Source organism: Rhodococcus sp. NPDC059968, assembly GCF_042738615.1.
Classification (GTDB): domain Bacteria; phylum Actinomycetota; class Actinomycetes; order Mycobacteriales; family Mycobacteriaceae; genus Rhodococcus_F.
This window is the reverse complement of the sequence record NZ_JBHWUE010000041.1, coordinates 77,095-94,381: the sequence shown is the minus strand read 5'-3', so window position 1 is coordinate 94,381 and position 17,287 is coordinate 77,095. Positions and strand designations below refer to the sequence as shown.

At 64.8% G+C, this 17,287-nt stretch carries 30 protein-coding genes and 1 pseudogene; 2 read left to right on the top strand and 29 right to left on the bottom strand.

From position 1 onward, the window contains the following. A pseudogene (locus ACFWAY_RS28670) lies at window positions 1–551 on the bottom strand (transposase); the annotation flags it as partial. 486 nt (window positions 552–1,037) lie between these two features. On the opposite strand from ACFWAY_RS28670, the gene ACFWAY_RS28665 reads away from it, so the two are divergent. Next, window positions 1,038–1,478, top strand: coding sequence for a hypothetical protein (locus tag ACFWAY_RS28665; protein WP_378512977.1), 441 nt, complete (start codon window positions 1,038–1,040; stop codon window positions 1,476–1,478). On the opposite strand, the gene ACFWAY_RS28660 is transcribed toward ACFWAY_RS28665, so the two are convergent. The 9 genes from ACFWAY_RS28660 to infA all read right to left on the bottom strand — a co-directional run bounded on the left by ACFWAY_RS28660 (window position 1,475) and on the right by infA (window position 6,856). After that, window positions 1,475–2,041: an NADPH-dependent FMN reductase gene (locus ACFWAY_RS28660; RefSeq protein WP_378512976.1), complete on the bottom strand. Its 567-nt coding sequence runs from the start codon at window positions 2,039–2,041 to the stop codon at window positions 1,475–1,477. The genes ACFWAY_RS28665 and ACFWAY_RS28660 overlap by 4 nt on opposite strands. An 82-nt stretch (window positions 2,042–2,123) precedes the next feature. Beyond that, window positions 2,124–2,936, bottom strand: coding sequence for a tRNA pseudouridine(38-40) synthase TruA (gene truA, locus ACFWAY_RS28655; protein WP_378512975.1), 813 nt, complete (start codon window positions 2,934–2,936; stop codon window positions 2,124–2,126). Between the two features lie 86 nt (window positions 2,937–3,022). After that, the gene (gene rplQ, locus ACFWAY_RS28650; protein WP_005239685.1) at window positions 3,023–3,592 is read right to left on the bottom strand and encodes a 50S ribosomal protein L17; all 570 of its coding nucleotides are present in this window, start codon (window positions 3,590–3,592) and stop codon (window positions 3,023–3,025) included. Between the two features lie 27 nt (window positions 3,593–3,619). Then, window positions 3,620–4,681: a DNA-directed RNA polymerase subunit alpha gene (locus ACFWAY_RS28645; RefSeq protein ID WP_005239684.1), complete on the bottom strand. Its 1,062-nt coding sequence runs from the start codon at window positions 4,679–4,681 to the stop codon at window positions 3,620–3,622. Window positions 4,682–4,797: 116 nt separating this feature from the next. Then, entirely contained in the window at window positions 4,798–5,403 is a 606-nt protein-coding gene (gene rpsD / locus ACFWAY_RS28640) for a 30S ribosomal protein S4 (protein WP_005239683.1), read from the bottom strand. A 22-nt stretch (window positions 5,404–5,425) separates the two neighbouring features. Continuing rightward, window positions 5,426–5,839, bottom strand: a complete 414-nt coding sequence (gene rpsK, locus ACFWAY_RS28635; RefSeq protein ID WP_009479376.1) for a 30S ribosomal protein S11 — start codon at window positions 5,837–5,839, stop codon at window positions 5,426–5,428. Continuing rightward, window positions 5,839–6,213 carry a 30S ribosomal protein S13 gene (rpsM, locus tag ACFWAY_RS28630; RefSeq protein ID WP_005239677.1) on the bottom strand — a complete coding sequence of 125 codons (375 nt, stop codon included), beginning with the start codon at window positions 6,211–6,213 and terminating at the stop codon, window positions 5,839–5,841. The genes rpsK and rpsM overlap by 1 nt, the downstream gene beginning before the upstream one ends. A gap of 220 nt (window positions 6,214–6,433) precedes the next feature. Continuing rightward, entirely contained in the window at window positions 6,434–6,547 is a 114-nt protein-coding gene (gene rpmJ, locus ACFWAY_RS28625; RefSeq protein ID WP_003938068.1) for a 50S ribosomal protein L36, read from the bottom strand. A gap of 87 nt (window positions 6,548–6,634) precedes the next feature. Next, window positions 6,635–6,856: a translation initiation factor IF-1 gene (gene infA / locus ACFWAY_RS28620; protein ID WP_003418601.1), complete on the bottom strand. Its 222-nt coding sequence runs from the start codon at window positions 6,854–6,856 to the stop codon at window positions 6,635–6,637. A 265-nt stretch (window positions 6,857–7,121) separates the two neighbouring features. Here infA and dtd point away from each other — a divergent pair, with 265 nt between their 5' ends. Continuing rightward, window positions 7,122–7,559, top strand: a complete 438-nt coding sequence (dtd, locus tag ACFWAY_RS28615; RefSeq protein WP_378451966.1) for a D-aminoacyl-tRNA deacylase — start codon at window positions 7,122–7,124, stop codon at window positions 7,557–7,559. A gap of 24 nt (window positions 7,560–7,583) precedes the next feature. On the opposite strand, the gene map is transcribed toward dtd, so the two are convergent. From map to rpsS, 19 genes are all read right to left on the bottom strand, one after another. Beyond that, window positions 7,584–8,378 (bottom strand): type I methionyl aminopeptidase, encoded by a 795-nt coding sequence (gene map, locus ACFWAY_RS28610; RefSeq protein ID WP_378451965.1) that lies wholly within the window; start codon window positions 8,376–8,378, stop codon window positions 7,584–7,586. Further along, window positions 8,378–8,923: an adenylate kinase gene (locus ACFWAY_RS28605; protein ID WP_009479373.1), complete on the bottom strand. Its 546-nt coding sequence runs from the start codon at window positions 8,921–8,923 to the stop codon at window positions 8,378–8,380. The genes map and ACFWAY_RS28605 overlap by 1 nt, the downstream gene beginning before the upstream one ends. After that, the gene (gene secY / locus ACFWAY_RS28600; protein ID WP_378512974.1) at window positions 8,920–10,233 is read right to left on the bottom strand and encodes a preprotein translocase subunit SecY; all 1,314 of its coding nucleotides are present in this window, start codon (window positions 10,231–10,233) and stop codon (window positions 8,920–8,922) included. Before secY ends, ACFWAY_RS28605 begins: the two co-directional genes overlap by 4 nt. Before the next feature lie 191 nt (window positions 10,234–10,424). Beyond that, a complete protein-coding gene (rplO, locus tag ACFWAY_RS28595) occupies window positions 10,425–10,868 on the bottom strand; it encodes a 50S ribosomal protein L15 (RefSeq protein WP_378451963.1) in 444 nt (147 codons plus the stop codon). Window positions 10,869–10,870: 2 nt separating this feature from the next. Next, a complete protein-coding gene (gene rpmD / locus ACFWAY_RS28590) occupies window positions 10,871–11,050 on the bottom strand; it encodes a 50S ribosomal protein L30 (protein WP_378417741.1) in 180 nt (59 codons plus the stop codon). Then, window positions 11,050–11,706 (bottom strand): 30S ribosomal protein S5, encoded by a 657-nt coding sequence (rpsE, locus tag ACFWAY_RS28585; RefSeq protein WP_280782636.1) that lies wholly within the window; start codon window positions 11,704–11,706, stop codon window positions 11,050–11,052. Before rpsE ends, rpmD begins: the two co-directional genes overlap by 1 nt. A 31-nt stretch (window positions 11,707–11,737) precedes the next feature. Further along, a complete protein-coding gene (gene rplR, locus ACFWAY_RS28580; protein ID WP_072945701.1) occupies window positions 11,738–12,145 on the bottom strand; it encodes a 50S ribosomal protein L18 in 408 nt (135 codons plus the stop codon). 1 nt (window position 12,146) lies between these two features. Next, a complete protein-coding gene (gene rplF, locus ACFWAY_RS28575) occupies window positions 12,147–12,686 on the bottom strand; it encodes a 50S ribosomal protein L6 (RefSeq protein ID WP_378451962.1) in 540 nt (179 codons plus the stop codon). Between the two features lie 14 nt (window positions 12,687–12,700). After that, a complete protein-coding gene (gene rpsH / locus ACFWAY_RS28570) occupies window positions 12,701–13,099 on the bottom strand; it encodes a 30S ribosomal protein S8 (RefSeq protein WP_005239657.1) in 399 nt (132 codons plus the stop codon). A gap of 151 nt (window positions 13,100–13,250) precedes the next feature. Next, window positions 13,251–13,436 (bottom strand): type Z 30S ribosomal protein S14, encoded by a 186-nt coding sequence (locus tag ACFWAY_RS28565; RefSeq protein ID WP_005239644.1) that lies wholly within the window; start codon window positions 13,434–13,436, stop codon window positions 13,251–13,253. Between the two features lie 4 nt (window positions 13,437–13,440). After that, window positions 13,441–14,007, bottom strand: a complete 567-nt coding sequence (rplE, locus tag ACFWAY_RS28560) for a 50S ribosomal protein L5 (RefSeq protein ID WP_005239642.1) — start codon at window positions 14,005–14,007, stop codon at window positions 13,441–13,443. A gap of 1 nt (window position 14,008) precedes the next feature. Beyond that, window positions 14,009–14,326, bottom strand: coding sequence for a 50S ribosomal protein L24 (gene rplX / locus ACFWAY_RS28555; RefSeq protein ID WP_005239640.1), 318 nt, complete (start codon window positions 14,324–14,326; stop codon window positions 14,009–14,011). Beyond that, window positions 14,326–14,694: a 50S ribosomal protein L14 gene (gene rplN / locus ACFWAY_RS28550; RefSeq protein WP_005239639.1), complete on the bottom strand. Its 369-nt coding sequence runs from the start codon at window positions 14,692–14,694 to the stop codon at window positions 14,326–14,328. The genes rplX and rplN overlap by 1 nt, the downstream gene beginning before the upstream one ends. A gap of 170 nt (window positions 14,695–14,864) precedes the next feature. Next, window positions 14,865–15,146, bottom strand: a complete 282-nt coding sequence (rpsQ, locus tag ACFWAY_RS28545) for a 30S ribosomal protein S17 (RefSeq protein WP_005239638.1) — start codon at window positions 15,144–15,146, stop codon at window positions 14,865–14,867. After that, entirely contained in the window at window positions 15,143–15,379 is a 237-nt protein-coding gene (gene rpmC, locus ACFWAY_RS28540; protein ID WP_005239637.1) for a 50S ribosomal protein L29, read from the bottom strand. The genes rpsQ and rpmC overlap by 4 nt, the downstream gene beginning before the upstream one ends. Next, complete coding sequence (gene rplP / locus ACFWAY_RS28535) at window positions 15,379–15,795, bottom strand: 50S ribosomal protein L16 (protein ID WP_005239636.1); 417 nt, start codon at window positions 15,793–15,795, stop codon at window positions 15,379–15,381. The genes rpmC and rplP overlap by 1 nt, the downstream gene beginning before the upstream one ends. 3 nt (window positions 15,796–15,798) lie before the next feature. Next, window positions 15,799–16,605, bottom strand: coding sequence for a 30S ribosomal protein S3 (gene rpsC, locus ACFWAY_RS28530; protein ID WP_005239635.1), 807 nt, complete (start codon window positions 16,603–16,605; stop codon window positions 15,799–15,801). Next, the gene (gene rplV, locus ACFWAY_RS28525) at window positions 16,605–17,009 is read right to left on the bottom strand and encodes a 50S ribosomal protein L22 (RefSeq protein ID WP_005239634.1); all 405 of its coding nucleotides are present in this window, start codon (window positions 17,007–17,009) and stop codon (window positions 16,605–16,607) included. Before rplV ends, rpsC begins: the two co-directional genes overlap by 1 nt. Continuing rightward, entirely contained in the window at window positions 17,006–17,287 is a 282-nt protein-coding gene (gene rpsS, locus ACFWAY_RS28520; protein ID WP_003940820.1) for a 30S ribosomal protein S19, read from the bottom strand. Before rpsS ends, rplV begins: the two co-directional genes overlap by 4 nt.

Genomic DNA, 17,287 nt, shown 5'->3' with positions numbered 1-17,287 from the left:
GTCCAGCCCCGGTAATCCGACAACAGCCCCTCAGGGCTGTCGGCGGTGATGGCGGCGGCACCGAGCGTGGACGGAGACCAATCCACCCCCACCGCCACGGTGGCCGATTTCGGGTCGGCTGCGGGGACGAGTTCGGTCGCGGCGCACTGCCACAGCAGGCCTCGGCGGTCGAGGACCAGGGTCGGCAGATGCCAGTCGGTGATCGCCCTGCCGTGCAGGTGTTCGGGGATGGTGGCGGTCAGCCGGATACAGCGCCACTGCGCCCGCCCCACCGGGGCCGGGCAGGTCGGCAGCTTCACCGTCAACACCAGCTCACGGCCCGCCACGGTGATCTGCGCGAGCTGCCGATCGGCAGCGGACAGTCGGGCCATTACCGCGATCTGGGGTGGTCCCTGGACGTCGGTGATCCGCAATCGGGTCGGCGGCGCCCCGTCGGTGCGGCGTGAGTGTGCGGTAAGCTGGCGCCGGACTCCCCGAGCGAAACCCGCCGACACAGAGTCGCCCGACCCGGTCGGCGGCGCCACAGCCCCGGTGGCGATTCCATGTCGACTGCAGCCCAGAGAACCGGCCGGACAACGATGCCAGCACCGCCCTGACGTCATCCATCAACTCCTCCCCCAGCGATGTGTCGTCCTGCGTATCGCAGGATCTCGACAGTAACGCCGACCTACGACAAGAACCGCCCCTCCACGCCACCGGCGAATCGGGCCAATCGATCTCGCCACACCACCCGCACCATCGTGAACCCGCCCTCGGCCGCGTTCGAGCATCCGGCCCAGCTCAGCCCGCCGCCCCCTCGAGACCTGAACCGCGATCCTTGTAGCCACGCCGCACCTCACCAGTAACGCTCTCCCACAACATCTTTCCCGATTGGCCAGCGACGCCTCTCATCCCGTCGAGCCCGATGATGCCGTTGACCGACATGTCGTCGAGGACCTGCGTGCGCTGCAGTTGCCCCAGCGGGGTGCGGCCAGCTCATCGGCTCCGACGATTACGGTCACGGAATCACCGCCCGCATCGCAGGTTCCGGCGTCGGCATGGTCTACGTGGCGGGCGAGTTGTATCTCGCACAGCAACTGGTGTTCCGCGCCGTCGCGACCGGCGCTCGGGTGCTCATTCACATCGATCGGCCCGACGCGTGGTCTTCGTTGATCGACTCCATCGCCACACCCGACCGGTTGCGCATCGCGGGCCACAATCCGCAGTCCGACAACAGGTTCAACACCGTCGTGTTCGACGGCGTCGACGCGCTGCCGCCCCGCGCCGGGGTCACCGCGATCTACCTCCACGGTGAGCCGAGCCAGTGGCCCGGTGCCGAACCGGACCTGTCGATCGTCCAGCCGGATGCGCTGGGCGACCGCATTCTTCTGTCGACCGGAGGGACGAGCATTGAACTGATGCTGGTCACGATCTCCTCCGAGACGGCGTTCATCGGCCGGCCTCGCGCGGCCGAGTACCGGCCGGTCCACCAGTACTAGCCGGGGTACGGGGTGGTCCCGCGCTGAACACGGACCGCGTCGGCCCACCACGCCAGCTGCGCCAGCATGCGGTCCGCCGAGTCGATGGCGGCGCCGTCGGTCGTCTGCCCCTGGTCGTCGAATCGCTTGCGCACCCGGTGGAAACTCACGCTCTGTCGCACCGACACCATGTGCAATTCGGCCACCACCTGACGCAGCTGTTCGGTGGCTCGGAGTCCGCCGGCCAACCCGCCGTACGACACGAACCCGATGGGCTTCGAGCGCCATTCGTGTTTGACGCTGTCGAACGCGGTCTTCAGCGCCGCAGGGTAACCGTGGTTGTACTCGGAGGTGACGGCCACGAACCCCTCGGCTCGGCCCACTCGCTCCCGGAATTCGTCCGTCACCGGGGATGCGCCGAGATCCTGTGGCAACGGCGTCTCGGCGAGATCGATGATGCCCGCGTCCAGTCCTGGGTAGGCGCGAGCGCGTTCGGCGAACCAGCCGGCGACGACGGGAGCGATCCGACCCACTCTGACGGATCCGATGATGATCTCGATCCGGACGGGTGCGACTGCGGTCATGAACACGCTCCTTCTCTTCCGGAGCCATCGTAGGTGCTGGTGCCTCCGCGACCGCGGTGGTGATCGACGCCGCGGGCTCTGATCAGTCGCCGCAGCAGCCGCCCGGCACGGTCCGAACGTCTCGGGTGATCTTGTTGCGTGCCGCCAGATCCGCGTCGTCCGGGTAGTCGACGCGCACCAGGGACAGTCCGTGCGCCGGGGCCACCAGGATCGAACTCGACCGCGACTTCTCGCGGAGGAGTCCTTCGATCCAGCCGAGGTCGCGACGTCCTTCACCCACGGCGAGAACCGCGCCGACGAGACTGCGCACCATCGACCAGCAGAAGGCGTCGGCGCTGACGAAGGCCGTGAACACGTCGCCGTCGCGCTCCCAGTCGAAACGTTGGAGATCGCGGACGGTGGTGGCGCCTTCCCGGCGTTTGCAGAACGCCGCGAAGTCGTGCAATCCCAGGAGCGTCGAAGACGCCGTGCACATGAGTTCGAGGTCCAGGACCTTCGGATACGAGACGGTGTCCCGGGCTCGGAGCGGATCGGCGCCGTAGGCCGCCGACGTCAGGCGGTACTCGTAGTGCCTGCGCATCGCGGAGAACCGTGCATCGAAGTGTTCCGGCGCGAGAGAGATCTGCTTGATCCGCACGTCCTTCGGCAGGAACCGCGCGAGCCTGCGGACGAGCCGGGACGGGTCGTCAGGAAGGGCGTCGACCGGAACGTCGACGTGCGCCACCTGACCGGTGGCGTGGACGCCGGCATCGGTGCGCCCCGCCACCGTGAGCTGCAGCGGCGTGCGCATGACGGCGCTGAGCTTCTCCTCGATCTCCCCGCACACTGTGCGCAACGCGTTCTGGCGGGCCCACCCGGAGAATTCGGTTCCGTCGTAGGCGATGTCGAGGCGCAAGCGACGGGTCTCATACGAAACGGGCCCGCCGTCCCTCGGGGGGACGACGGGCTCGTTCGATTCAGCGTGTGCCGAAGCCAAGTGGACTAGTCCTTCTTGGCCTCTTCGGCCTCGGGGGCGTCGGCCGCGGTGGCGGTCTCGTCCTCGATGGCCTCGACGACGGCGTCAGCGTTCTCGACCTCGGCGTCCGTTGCCTCGGCCTCGACGGCCTCGACGACGTTCTCCTCGGCGGGAGCAGCAGCCGGCGCATCCTTCGATGCCTTCACGCGACGAGCGCGGTCGGCCTCGGAGGTGACGGTCTTCTCCTTGACGAGCTCGATGATCGCCATCGGCGCGTTGTCGCCCTTGCGGGGGACCGTCTTGATGATGCGGGTGTAGCCGCCGTCACGATCGGCGTAGAACGGGCCGATCTCCGCGAACAGGGTGTGCACGACATCCTTGTTGCGGATGACCTTCAGAACCTCGCGACGGTGAGCCAGGGTTCCGGCCTTGGCGTGCGTGACGAGCTTCTCGGCGTACGGGCGCAGGGCCTTGGCCTTGGACTCCGTGGTGGTGATGCGGCCGTGCTCGAAGAGCGCGGTAGCCAGATTGGCGAAGATCGCCTTCTGGTGCGAAGCCGACCCGCCGAAGCGGGCACCCTTTTTGGGCTTGGGCATGATGATCTCCTAGTAAAGGACCGTGAGCTACAGCTGTTCGGTCTCGGCGTAGTCCTCGGTGCCCTCGGCATCACCGAAGGAACCGGCGTCCGTGTCGCTCCACGTCCCGGTGGCGGCGTCGTAGCCGGCAACGGTGGTGGGATCGAAGGACGCGGGGCTGTCCTTGAGGGCCAGGCCGAGCGAATGCAGCTTGACCTTCACCTCGTCGATGGACTTCTGTCCGAAGTTGCGGATGTCGAGCAGATCGGACTCGGTACGGCCGACAAGCTCACCGACGGTGTGAACACCTTCGCGCTTGAGGCAGTTGTAGGAACGGACCGTCAGGTCCAGGTCCTCGATGGGCAGTCCGAACGAAGCAATGTGATCGGCCTCGGCGGGCGAGGGTCCGATCTCGATGCCTTCTGCTTCGACGTTCAGCTCACGGGCCAGGCCGAAGAGCTCAACCAGGGTCTTGCCCGCCGAAGCGAGCGCGTCCCGAGCGGTGATGGAGTTCTTGGTTTCCACATCGAGCACGAGCCGATCGAAGTCGGTGCGCTGCTCGACACGGGTGGCCTCCACCTTGTAGGTGACCTTGAGCACCGGCGAGTAGATCGAGTCGACCGGGATACGGCCGATCTCGGCGCCGGACGCCTTGTTCTGGACGGCGGGGACGTAGCCGCGACCGCGCTCGACGACGAGCTCGATCTCCAGCTTTCCCTTGTCGTTCAGGGTGGCGATGTGCAGATCCGGGTTGTTCACGGTGACGCCGGCCGGGGGCACGATGTCGCCTGCAGTCACAGCGCCGGGGCCCTGCTTGCGAACGTACATGGTGACCGGCTCGTCCTCTTCGGAGCTCACGACGAGGCCCTTGAGGTTCAGGATGATGTCGGTGACATCTTCCTTCACACCGGGAACTGTGGTGAACTCGTGCAGAACGCCGTCGATGCGGATGCTGGTGACAGCAGCGCCGGGAATCGACGAGAGCAGCGTGCGGCGGAGCGAGTTGCCGAGGGTATACCCGAAGCCTGGCTCGAGGGGCTCGATGACGAACTTCGAGCGGTTGTCAGCGATGACCTCTTCGGTCAGCGTGGGTCGCTGAGAAATGAGCATTGGAGTTCCTCCTGTACGGGCGTCCGCTATTTGACGCTCACGATGGGAAAGGCACTTCGTGCCCGTGCGCCTTTCCGGTAGTCGGAACTACCGGAAAGGCGCACGAGCCGTCAGGCCTACTTCGAGTAGTACTCGACGATGAGCTGTTCCTGCAGAGGAACGTCGATCTGCGCACGCTCGGGAAGCTGGTGAACCAGAACCCGGAGACGTCCACCGACAACCTGCAGCCAACCCGGGATCGGGCGATCGCCCTGGGTCTCGCGCGCGACCTGGAAGGGAAGCGTCGACAGCGACTTGTCCTTGACATCGATGATGTCGTACTGCGAGACGCGGTAGCTGGGGATGTCGACCTTCTTGTTGTTCACAAGGAGGTGGCCGTGGGTGACCAGCTGACGGGCCTGGCGGCGAGTGCGAGCCAGTCCGGCGCGGTACACGACGTTGTCGAGACGCGACTCCAGGATGCGGAGCAGGTTCTCACCGGTCTTACCGGGGCGGTTGTTCGCCTCCTTGTAGTACAGGCGGAACTGCTTCTCCATGACGCCGTAGGTGAAGCGAGCCTTCTGCTTCTCCTGCAGCTGGAGCAGGTACTCGCTCTCCTTGATCCGCGCGCGGCCGTGCTGGCCCGGCGGGTAGGGACGACGCTCGAACGCCTGGTCGCCTCCAACGAGGTCGACGCGCAGACGACGCGACTTGCGGGTGATGGGTCCGGTATAACGTGCCATTTTTTTCTACCTATCCTTCCCGCTAGACCCGACGCCGCTTGGGCGGACGGCAGCCGTTGTGCGGCTGGGGGGTGACATCGGAGATGGTGCCGACCTCGAGGCCTGCAGCCTGAAGCGAGCGGATCGCGGTCTCACGGCCGGAGCCGGGGCCCTTGACGAAGACGTCGACCTTCTTGACGCCGTGCTCCTGCGCCTTGCGGGCTGCGTTCTCGGCGGCCAGCTGAGCGGCGAACGGGGTCGACTTACGCGAACCCTTGAAGCCGACGTGTCCCGAGGACGCCCAGGAAATCACGTTTCCGGCGGGGTCCGTGATGGACACGATGGTGTTGTTGAACGTGCTCTTGATGTGAGCGGCGCCGTGCGGGACGTTCTTCTTGTCCCTGCGACGCGCCTTCTGGGTCTTCTTCGGACCGGTGCCACGTGACTTGGGGGGCATTACTTCGCCTTCTTCTTGCCTGCAATGGTGCGCTTCGGACCCTTACGGGTGCGGGCGTTGGTCTTGGTGCGCTGACCACGCACGGGCAGACCACGACGGTGGCGCAGGCCCTGGTAGCAGCCGATCTCGATCTTGCGTCGGATGTCGGCCTGGACCTCGCGGCGAAGGTCACCCTCGACCTTCAGCGACTCCTCGATGTACTCGCGGAGCTTGGCCAGATCCTCGTCCGAGAGATCCTTGCTCCGCAGATCCGGGCTGACGCCGGTGGCGTCCAGGATCTCCTTGGAGCGGGTACGGCCGATGCCGTAGATGTAAGTAAGTGCGATCTCCATCCGCTTTTCACGGGGAAGATCGACACCTGCGAGTCGTGCCATGTCGGCATTCCTATCGGTGTGCGGAGGTCTGCTCCCAGTCCATCCCCTGTGCCTCTTCAAACGTCGGCGGTCTCGCGACCGACGATGCTTCAACTAACTCAGTGGGGCCCCGGCCTCCGTGCCGGGGGTGAACCAGTACCTGCTCGAGAGCCGTGGGTACTGGCTGGTGCTGGGAGGTCATCTTTGCTTGTTGCCAAGCAGATCCTCGAAAAGCGGAGATCTAGCCCTGACGCTGCTTGTGGCGCAGGTTCTCGCAGATCACCATGACCCGGCCGTTACGACGGATCACCTTGCACTTTTCGCAGATCTTCTTGACGCTCGGCTGAACCTTCACGTCTTCTGATCTCCTGTTTTGTGGCAGCCCACTACGCAGATCCGCAGCGGACGTACTTCTCCCCGACCTGGTCGGGCGGGGAAGCTTTTACTTGTACCGGTAAACGATGCGTCCGCGCGACAAGTCGTAGGGCGAGAGCTCTACGACAACGCGATCTTCCGGGAGGATGCGAATGTAGTGCTGACGCATCTTTCCGCTGATGTGGGCGAGAACTTTGTGGCCGTTCTCGAGCTCAATGCGGAACATCGCATTGGGCAGCGGCTCGACTACTCGTCCCTCGACCTCGATGGCCCCGTCTTTCTTAGCCATATCCTCCGCGATCCATGTTGTTTGGCGTGCTTATTGCATCTGTTTCCGTTACCGTGGCGCCCGATGGGTTCTTCGCCGGCCGAAACATGAACAATCCGGACCGAATCCGGCACTGGGCACGCAAACAACCGGCACGCATAGCGCACCGTTGATCCATGTTACGGGAAATTGCTCACCAGGCCAAATGCGGTCCCTGGCGGACCCGCCCGCCCGCGAGAATTCGACTTCCGAGACCCCACCTGCCACGACTCGAAGGATGGTGTGCGTGCGTGCCCTGGTACAGCGAGTGACGTCCGCGTCGGTCCGCGTCGACGGCGACGAGGTCGGCCGGATCACTCCCCCGGCCGGCGGCCACGGGCTGCTCGTCCTGGTCGGTGTCACCCATACGGACGACGAGGCGAAGGCGGCTCTGCTCGCGAAGAAGGTGTGGACCATGCGCATCCTGGAGAACGAACAGTCGGCGTCCGACCTCGATGCCCCGGTGCTCGTCGCCAGTCAGTTCACGCTCATGGCGGACACCCGCCGGGGCCGGCGCCCGTCCTGGTCCGCCGCGGCGCCGAGGCCGGTGGCGGAACCACTGGTGGACGAGTTCACCAGCGCCCTGCGCGAGCTGGGCGCGACCGTCGAGACCGGCGTGTTCGGCGAACACATGGAGATCAGCCTCGTCAACGACGGCCCGGTGACGCTGCTGATCGACGTGTAAGCCCGTACCCGAAGTCGGCGGCTACTACGGACGCAGGGTGAGGATGCGCGGCCCGTCCTCGGTGACGGCGACCGTGTGCTCCCAGTGCGCGGCACGGGTGCCGTCGGTGGTGACGACGGTCCAATCGTCCTCGAGGACAACGGTATCCGTGGTGCCGAGGGTCAGCATCGGTTCGATCGCCAGAACGGAGCCAACCACTAGTTGCGGCCCCTTGCCCGGAGCGCCCTCGTTGGCGAGGAACGGTTCCATGTGCATTTCCCGGCCGATGCCGTGACCGCCGTAGCCGTCGACGATGCCGTACTTGCGGTCGTGCGCGACCTCGGCGGCGCGGGTGCCGAGCTCGATGGCGTGGGAGATGTCGGTGAGGCGGTTGCCGGGAAGCATTGCCGCGATCCCCGCCTCCATGGACAGCCGAGTGGCCTCGCTGAGCTGCTGGTCCGCTTCGATGATGTCTCCGACACCGAAAGTCCACGCAGAGTCGCCGTGCCAGCCGTCGAGAATGGCGCCGCAGTCGATGGAGACGAGGTCTCCCTCGGCGAGAATGTCTTCCGCCGAGGGAATCCCGTGCACCACACGATCGTTCACGGACGAACAGATCGATCCACTGAACCCGTGGTAGCCCTTGAACGACGGCACGGCGCCGGCGTCGCGGATCACCGATTCCGCCACTTCGTCGAGTTCGAGCGTGCTCACACCCGGCTTCGCCGCCTCGCGGACCGCCACCAGAGCCGCACCGACGATGGCACCGGCGGCCGCCATCGCGTCGAGCTCGCCGGCGGTCCGGAACGGAACGACCTTGCGCTTACGCCCGAAGCCCATTACTTACCCAGCGCTGCCAGTGCGCGAGCGTTGACCTCGTCGACCTCGCCCAGGGCGTCGACGGTCACCAGCTGGTCCTTGTAGTAGTCCAGCAGCGGCGCGGTCTCCTCGCGGTACACCCGGAGGCGGTTGCGGATGACGTCTTCCTTGTCGTCGGCGCGGCCACGGGCCAGCATCCGCTCGACCACGACGTCCTCGTCGACGATGAAGGACAGCACTGCGTCGAGCTTGGTGTTCAGCTCGGCGAGGATCGCCTCGAGCGCCTGAGCCTGGTCGACGGTCCGGGGGAAGCCGTCCAGGAGGAATCCGTTGGCCGCGTCCGGTTCGCCGACGCGGGCCTTCACCATGTTGTTGGTGATCTCGCTGGGAACCAGGTCGCCGGCGTCCAGGTACTTCTTCGCCTCGAGGCCGAGAGGGGTGGCCTGGCCGATGTTCGCGCGGAACAGATCGCCCGTGGAGATGTGGGGGACGCCGAGCTTCTCGGACAGAATCGCGGCCTGGGTGCCCTTGCCTGCACCGGGAGGACCAAGGAGGACAAGTCTCACTTGAGGAACCCTTCGTAGTTACGTTGCATCAATTGACTTTCGATCTGCTTGACCGTGTCCAGGGCGACGCTGACGAGAATCAGCACAGCCGCACCACCGAAGATGCTGCTGGAGGTCTGGCTTCCGGACAGGAAGAAGTGGGGCAGCACCGCGATCAGGCCGAGGTAGATCGAGCCGGGAACGGTGATGCGGTTGAGCACGTAATTCAGGTAGTCCGCGGTGGGGCGACCCGGGCGGATACCGGGGATGAAGCCGCCGAACTTCTTCATCTCGTCGGCGCGCTCTTCCGGATTGAACGTGATCGCGACGTAGAAGAACACGAAGAAAACGATCAGCGCGAAGTAGATGACGATGTACACCGGGTTGTTCGGATTTACCAGGTACTCGTTGATGATCCGCTGCCACCAACTGGGGTCGGCGGATGACGTGGCACCGGTGAGCTGTGCGATGAGGTTCGGCAGATACAGCAGCGACGACGCGAAGATGACCGGGATGATGCCGGCCTGGTTGACCTTGAGCGGCAGGTACGTCGACGAACCGCCGTACATCTTGCGGCCGACCATGCGCTTGGCGTACTGCACGGGAATGCGCCGCTGCCCCTGTTCGACGAAGACGACGCCGGCGATGATGGCGAGTGCCGCGACGCAGATGATCGCGAAGATCAGTCCCCCGCGGCTGTCCAGGATGGCCTTGCCCTCGGACGGCAGGCGGGACGCGATACCCGAGAAGATCAGCAGCGACATGCCGTTACCGACGCCGCGCTCGGTGATGACCTCACCGAACCACATGACGAGCGCAGCGCCGGCCGTCATCACCAGCACGATGATCACGAGACCGAAGATGCTCTTGTCGGCGATGATCTCTTCCTGGCAGCCCTGCAACAGCTGGCCACGCGAGGCGAGCGCCACGATGCCGGTGGCCTGCAGGATCGCCAGGGCGACCGACAGATAGCGCGTGTACTGCGTCATCTTCGCCTGGCCGGACTGGCCTTCCTTCCGGAGTTCCTCGAACTTCGGGATGACGACCGTCAACAGCTGGACGATGATGCTGGCCGTGATGTACGGCATGATGCCGATCGCGAACACGGACAGCTGGAGCAGTGCGCCGCCGGAGAACAGGTTGATCAGCGAGTAGATACCCGCGGAATCGCCGCCCGACAGCTGATCGACACAGGATCGGACGTTGGCGTAGTCGACGCCCGGCGACGGAATCACGGCGCCGATGCGATAAAGCGCGACGAGACCAAGCGCGATGAGGATCTTCCGCCTCAGGTCCGGGGTCCTGAGGGCCGAGACGAAGGCGGAAAGCAAAGATCCTCCTGGCACGACGGTGGGGAGACGAAGTCGAAAGCAGACTTGTCCGTGAATGAACTCTAGAACTCTAACAGTGGCAACTGAACGCGCAGTTGGGAGACCTGCGGCAGTGCTGCCCGTACAGCCGCAAATGGCCGCAGTACAGCGCGAGGCTGTACTGCGGCCATCTACTGGCTAGCGGTGATAGCTCACAGCTCGGTGGTCGTACCACCGGCAGCAGCGATCTTCTCCTTGGCGGAGCCGGTGAACTTGTCGACCGTCACCTGGACGGCGACAGTCAGATCGCCGTCACCGAGAACCTTGACGAGCTGGTTCTTGCGAACGGCACCCTTCGCAACGAGGTCCTCGACCGTGATCTGTCCACCCTCGGGGAACAGACGGGCGATGTCGCCGACGTTGACGACCTGGTACTCCGTGCGGAACGGGTTGGTGAAGCCCTTGAGCTTGGGCAGACGCATGTGCAGCGGCATCTGTCCACCCTCGAAGGCTGCGGGCACGTTCTTGCGGGCCTTGGTGCCCTTCGTGCCGCGACCGGCGGTCTTGCCGCGCTTGCCGCCTTCACCACGACCGACACGAATCTTGTTGGACTTGGCTCCGGGTGCGGGGCGCAGGTGATGCAATTTGATGGTCATGGTTAGACCTCCTCAACTGTGACGAGGTGGCGCACCACATTGATCAGACCGCGGTTCTGTGCGTTGTCCTCACGAACAACAGTCTGACGAATGCCCTTCAGGCCCAGCGTGCGCAGAGAGTTCTTCTGGTTCTGCTTGGTACCGATGGTGCTCTTGATCTGAGTGACCTTGAGGTCGGCCATTACTTCACGCTCCCAGCCTGTGCGCGTGCACGCAGCATGCCGGCGGGAGCCACGTCTTCGAGGGCGAGACCGCGGCGAGCCGCAACTTCCTCGGGACGCTGCAGGCCCTTGAGCGCAGCAACGGTCGCATGCACGACATTGATGGCGTTGTCGCTACCGAGCGACTTCGACAGGATGTCGTGGATACCGGCGCACTCCAGCACCGCACGCACCGCGCCACCGGCGATCACACCGGTACCTGCGCTGGCCGGACGCAGCATGACGACGCCCGCTGCGGCCTCACCCTGAATCGGGTGCGTGATGGTGCCACCGATCATCGGAACGCGGAAGAAGCTCTTGCGAGCCTCCTCGACACCCTTCTGGATGGCCGCAGGAACTTCCTTGGCCTTGCCGTAGCCGACGCCGACCAGTCCGTTGCCGTCGCCCACGATCACCAGAGCGGTGAAGCTGAAGCGACGACCACCCTTGACGACCTTCGACACGCGGTTGATTGTGACCACGCGCTCGATGTGGTTCGACTTCTCGGCCGACTGTCCGCCGCGACGATCGTCGCGACCGCCACCACGACGGTCGCCGCCGCCGCGGTTGTCCCCCGTATTGGGGCCATTCTGTCCGGCGGGTCCGCTTCCGCCGTCACGCCTCTGACGTCCCGGCATCAGGCTGTCCTTCCGTTCGAAATGATGGTCATCAGAACTTCAACCCGCCTTCGCGAGCTGCGTCCGCCAAGGCCGCGATGCGACCGTGGTAGCCGTGTCCGCCGTGGTCGAAGACCACGGTCTCGACGCCGGCAGCCTTCGCGCGCTCGGCGATCAGCTGACCGACCTTTGCACTGAGGGCCTTCTTGTCGCCGTCCGCGGCCCGCACGTCGGCCTCGGTGGTCGACGCCGCGGCCAGGGTGTGGCCTGCGAGGTCGTCCACGAGCTGGACGTGGATGTGGCGCGAGGACCGGTTGACGACCAAGCGGGGACGCTCGGGCGTGCCGGAGACCTTCTTGCGGAGACGGAAGTGACGACGCACCTTCGACAGGCGACGCTTCGTGGACGCATCCTTGCCGAGCGGAACCCGCTTGGCTTTCTGGTTTGCAGTCTGGCTCATATCACTTACCCGTCTTTCCGACCTTGCGGCGGATCTGCTCACCCTCGTAACGCACGCCCTTGCCCTTGTACGGGTCCGGACGACGGAGACGGCGGATGTTGGCCGAGATCTGCCCGACCTGCTGCTTGTCGATGCCCGACACCGAGAACTTGGTGGGCGACTCGACAGCGAAGGTGATGCCTTCCGGAGCCTCGATCGGGACCGGGTGGCTGTAGCCGAGTGCGAACTCGAGGTCCTTGCCCTTGAGAGCGACGCGGTAACCGACGCCGTGGATCTCCATCTTGGTGGTGTAACCGTCGGTGACACCGGTGATGAGGTTCTGTACCAGGGTGCGAGACAGACCGTGCAGCGCGCGGCTACGACGCTCGTCGTCCGGACGGGTCACGCTGAGCGTGCCGTCGTCGTTCTTCGCAATGGCAATCGGCTCGGAGATCGTCAGGGCCAGCGAGCCCTTGGGGCCCTTGACCGTGACGGCCTGGCCGTCGATCGAGACGTCGACGCCGCCGGGGACGGTGACGGGAATCTTTCCAATACGCGACATTGTGGTGGCCTCCCTTACCAGACGTAGGCGAGGACTTCCCCGCCCACTCCTTGATTGGCCGCCTGGCGATCGGTGAGCAGGCCGGTGGACGTGGAAATGATCGCCACGCCGAGGCCGCCCAGAACCTTGGGCAGGTTGGTGGACTTCGCGTACACACGCAGACCGGGCTTGGAGACGCGGCGCACGCCGGCAAGGCTGCGCTCACGGCTCGGGCCGTACTTCAGGTCGACGATGAGGGTCTTGCCCACCTCGGCGTCTTCGGTGCGGTAGTCGGCGATGTAACCCTCGCGCTTGAGGATCTCGGCGATGTTCGCCTTGATCTTCGAGTGGGGCAACTTCACCTCATCGTGGTACGCCGTGTTGGCGTTGCGCAGACGCGTCAAGAAGTCTGCGATGGGGTCGGTCATGGTCATGAGGTTGACCTCTACCTTTCTCACAACGGTTCCCTCTGCCGTTTCCGGCGCAGGCCTATCGCGAAGTAGGTCTTACGTTTCCCGGTCCGAGGTTACGAACCGGAAGTCTGTGGGTGACGCCGCCGCCGAGGAGGCAGGCAGCGTCACCGGCTCACCAGGAGCTCTTGTGAACGCCGGGCAGCTCGCCGGCGTGCGCCATCTCACGGACGCAGATTCGGCACAGGCCGAACTTGCGGAACACCGAGTGCGGACGGCCGCAGCGCTGGCAGCGGGTGTAGGCGCGCACCGCGAACTTGGGCTTCTTGTTGGCCTTGTTGACCAATGCCTTCTTAGCCATTAGCTCAGTTCTCCTTGAACGGGAAGCCGAGGTGCTTCAGCAGGGCACGGCCTTCTTCGTTGTTGGTCGCGGTGGTCACCACGGTGATGTCCATGCCGCGCGGGCGGTCGATCTTGTCCACGTCGATCTCGTGGAACATCGACTGCTCGTTCAGGCCGAACGTGTAGTTGCCGTTGCCGTCGAACTGGTTGCCCGACAGCCCGCGGAAGTCCCTGATGCGGGGAAGCGCGACGGACACGAGACGGTCCAGGAACTCCCACATGCGGTCGCCACGCAGCGTGACGCGGGCACCGATCGGCATTCCCTCGCGAAGCTTGAACTGCGCGATGGACTTGCGTGCCTTGCGGATCTCGGGCTTCTGACCGGTGATCAGAGCGAGATCGTTGACGGCACCGTTGATCAGCTTGGCGTCGCGCGCGGCGTCGCCGACACCCATGTTGACGACGACCTTGACGACGCCGGGGATCTGCATCACGTTGGCGTAGTCGAACTCGGTGTTCAGCGCAGCCTTGATCTCCTCGCGGTAGCGAGTCTTCAGGCGCGGCTGGATCTTGTTCTCAGTGGAGGTCATGTCAGATGTCCTTCCCGTTCTTCCGGGAAATCCGAACGCGCTTGCCGGACTCTTCGTCGGTCCGGTAGCCCACGCGAGTGGGGTTGCCGTCCGAGTCGACGACCGCGACGTTGGAAACGTGGATCGGGGCTTCCTGCGTGACGATGCCGCCGGAGGAAGCTCCGCGCTCGTTCGCGGAAACCGCGGTGTGCTTCTTGATGCGGTTCACGCCTTCGACGAGGACCTTGTTGGTCGCGGGGTAGGCCTGGATGACCTTGCCCTTCGCGCCCTTGTCCTTGCCGGCGATGACCAGCACGGTGTCACCCTTGTGCACCTTCATCACAGCACCTCCGGGGCGAGCGAGACGATCTTCATGAACTTCTTCTCACGCAGCTCACGGCCGACGGGGCCGAAGATGCGGGTGCCACGGGGATCGTTGTCCGGCTTGATGAGGACGGCGGCGTTCTCGTCGAACTTGATGTACGACCCGTCCGGACGGCGACGTTCCTTGGTGGTACGGACGATGACGGCCTTGACGACCTCGCCCTTCTTGATGTTTCCACCCGGGATGGCGTCCTTGACGGTGGCGACGATGATGTCACCGATCCCGGCGTAGCGGCGAGACGAACCACCGAGAACGCGGATGCAGAGAATCTCCTTGGCACCCGTGTTGTCGGCGACGCGCAGCCGCGACTCCTGCTGAATCACTTACTTCTCCTTGACCTGGACTGTTGCACGGCAGATTTCCGACCCGACGTGCGCGGTCTGTACCCGTGCCCTGCGAGAGGGGCCGCCCGGGTGGGCGGCACAACGGTGGGGTTGCCGTGCGTCTGCCGCAAGGCAACCCCACCATCGTACTGGATACATTATTCGGATTCTTACTTGGCCTTCTCGAGGACCTCGACGAGACGCCAGTGCTTGGTCGCGGACAGCGGACGGGTCTCCATCAGCTGCACGCGGTCACCGATGCCTGCGACGCCGTTCTCGTCGTGCGCCTTCACCTTGCTGGTGCGCCGGATGATCTTGCCGTAGAGCGGGTGCTTGACCCGGTCCTCGAGCTCGACCACGATCGTCTTCTCCATTTTGTCGGAGACGACGTATCCGGTGCGGACCTTGCGGCTGCCGCGCTCTTCAGTGCTCACTGCTTTTTCCTCACTCATGCCGCGTCACCTGCGTCCGGACCAACGGCCAGCCCGAGCTCACGCTCACGCAGAACGGTGTAGATACGCGCGATCTCGTGACGAACGGTACGAAGTCGACGGTTGTTGTCCATCTGACCCGTGGCCATCTGGAAACGAAGGTTGAACAGCTCTTCCTTCGACTCACGAAGCCGGGTGACCAGCTCTTCTTCGGTGAGCTCGCGGAGCTCTGCGGCTGGGGTTCCAGTAGCCATCAGAACTGCTCCTCCCTTGTCACGATCCGGCACTTGCACGGGAGCTTGTGCATCGCGCGGCGCAGGGCCTCGCGAGCGATCTCCTCATTGGGGTAGCTCATCTCGAACATCACGCGACCGGGCTTGACGTTCGCGATCCACCACTCGGGCGAACCCTTACCGGAACCCATGCGGGTTTCGGCCGGCTTCTTGGTGAGGGGGCGATCCGGGAAGATGTTGATCCAGATCTTGCCGCCACGCTTGATGTGCCGGGTCATGGCGATACGAGCGGACTCGATCTGCCGGTTGGTGATGTAGGCCGGCTCGAGAGCCTGGATACCGTAGTCACCGAAGGTCACCTGGGTTCCACCCTTGGCGGCACCCGAACGGCTCGGATGGTGCTGCTTGCGGTGCTTGACCCGCCGTGGGATCAACATGCGTCAGCCCTCCTTCTGTTCAGTCGTAGCGGGTGCATCGGCGGTGGCGGTCGCTGCGCGGCCGGCCTCGGTGCTGGTCGCGGTGGTGCCGGTGGCACCGGAACGACGGGGACGGCTCGGACGCTCACGGCGCGGGCGGTCGCCTGCGGGAGCAGCCACGTTGGCGGCGAGCTCACGCTTGCCACCGACGATGTCGCCCTTGTAGATCCAGACCTTCACGCCGATGCGGCCGAAGGTGGTCTTGGCCTCGTAGAGGCCGTAGTCGATGTCCGCACGAAGCGTGTGCAGCGGCACACGGCCTTCGCGGTAGAACTCCGACCGGGACATCTCGGCGCCGCCGAGACGACCGGAGCACTGAACGCGGATTCCCTTGACGTTGGGCTGACGCATGGCCGACTGGATGGCCTTACGCATGGCGCGACGGAAGGCGACACGGTTCGAGAGCTGCTCGGCCACACCCTGTGCGACGAGCTGGGCCTCGGCCTCGGCGTTCTTGACCTCGAGGATGTTCAGCTGGACCTGCTTGCCGGTCAGCTTCTCGAGCTCGGAACGGATGCGATCGGCTTCGGCGCCGCGGCGGCCGATGACGATGCCCGGGCGAGCGGTGTGGATGTCCACACGCACACGGTCACGGGTGCGCTCGATCTCGACCTTCGCGATGCCCGCGCGCTCCATGCCGGTGGCGAGGAGCTTACGGATCGCGACGTCTTCCTTGACGTACTCCGCGTACTGCTTGTCTGCGTACCAGCGAGACTTCCAGTCGGTGGTGATGCCGAGGCGGAAGCCGTGCGGGTTGATTTTCTGGCCCACTACTGAGCACTTCCCTTCCGGCGATTACGGGTCGATGTTCCGGTCTTCGGCAGGCTCTCCACGATCACGGTGATGTGACTGGTGCGCTTGCGGATACGGAACGCACGTCCCTGTGCACGCGGCTGGAACCGCTTGAGGGTCGCGCCCTCGTCCACGAACGCCGTGGCAACGACAAGCGTGCTCGGGTCCAGGTCGAGGTTGTTCTCGGCGTTGGCTGCTGCGGAGGCGATCACCTTGGCGACCGGCTCGCTCGCTGCCTGCGGCGCGAACTTCAGGATGTTCAGGGCGTCTTCAACCGAACGCCCGCGGACCAGGTCCACAACACGACGCGCCTTCATCGGCGTGACGCGCACGTGGCGCGCTACTGCCTTGGCGGTCGGGTTGGCGGTTTCGGTGTTGCTCATCGCCTCTTCGCCTTCCGATCATCCTTGATGTGACCCTTGAACGTGCGGGTCGGTGCAAACTCTCCGAGCTTGTGTCCGACCATCGAGTCGGAAACGAACACGGGGACGTGCTTGCGGCCGTCGTGAACCGCAAACGTGTGGCCGATGAAGTCCGGGATGATCGTGGAACGACGGGACCAGGTCTTGATGACCTGCTTGGTTCCCTTTTCGTTCTGCACGTCCACCTTCGCGAGGAGGTGGTCATCGACGAACGGGCCCTTCTTGAGGCTGCGTGGCAT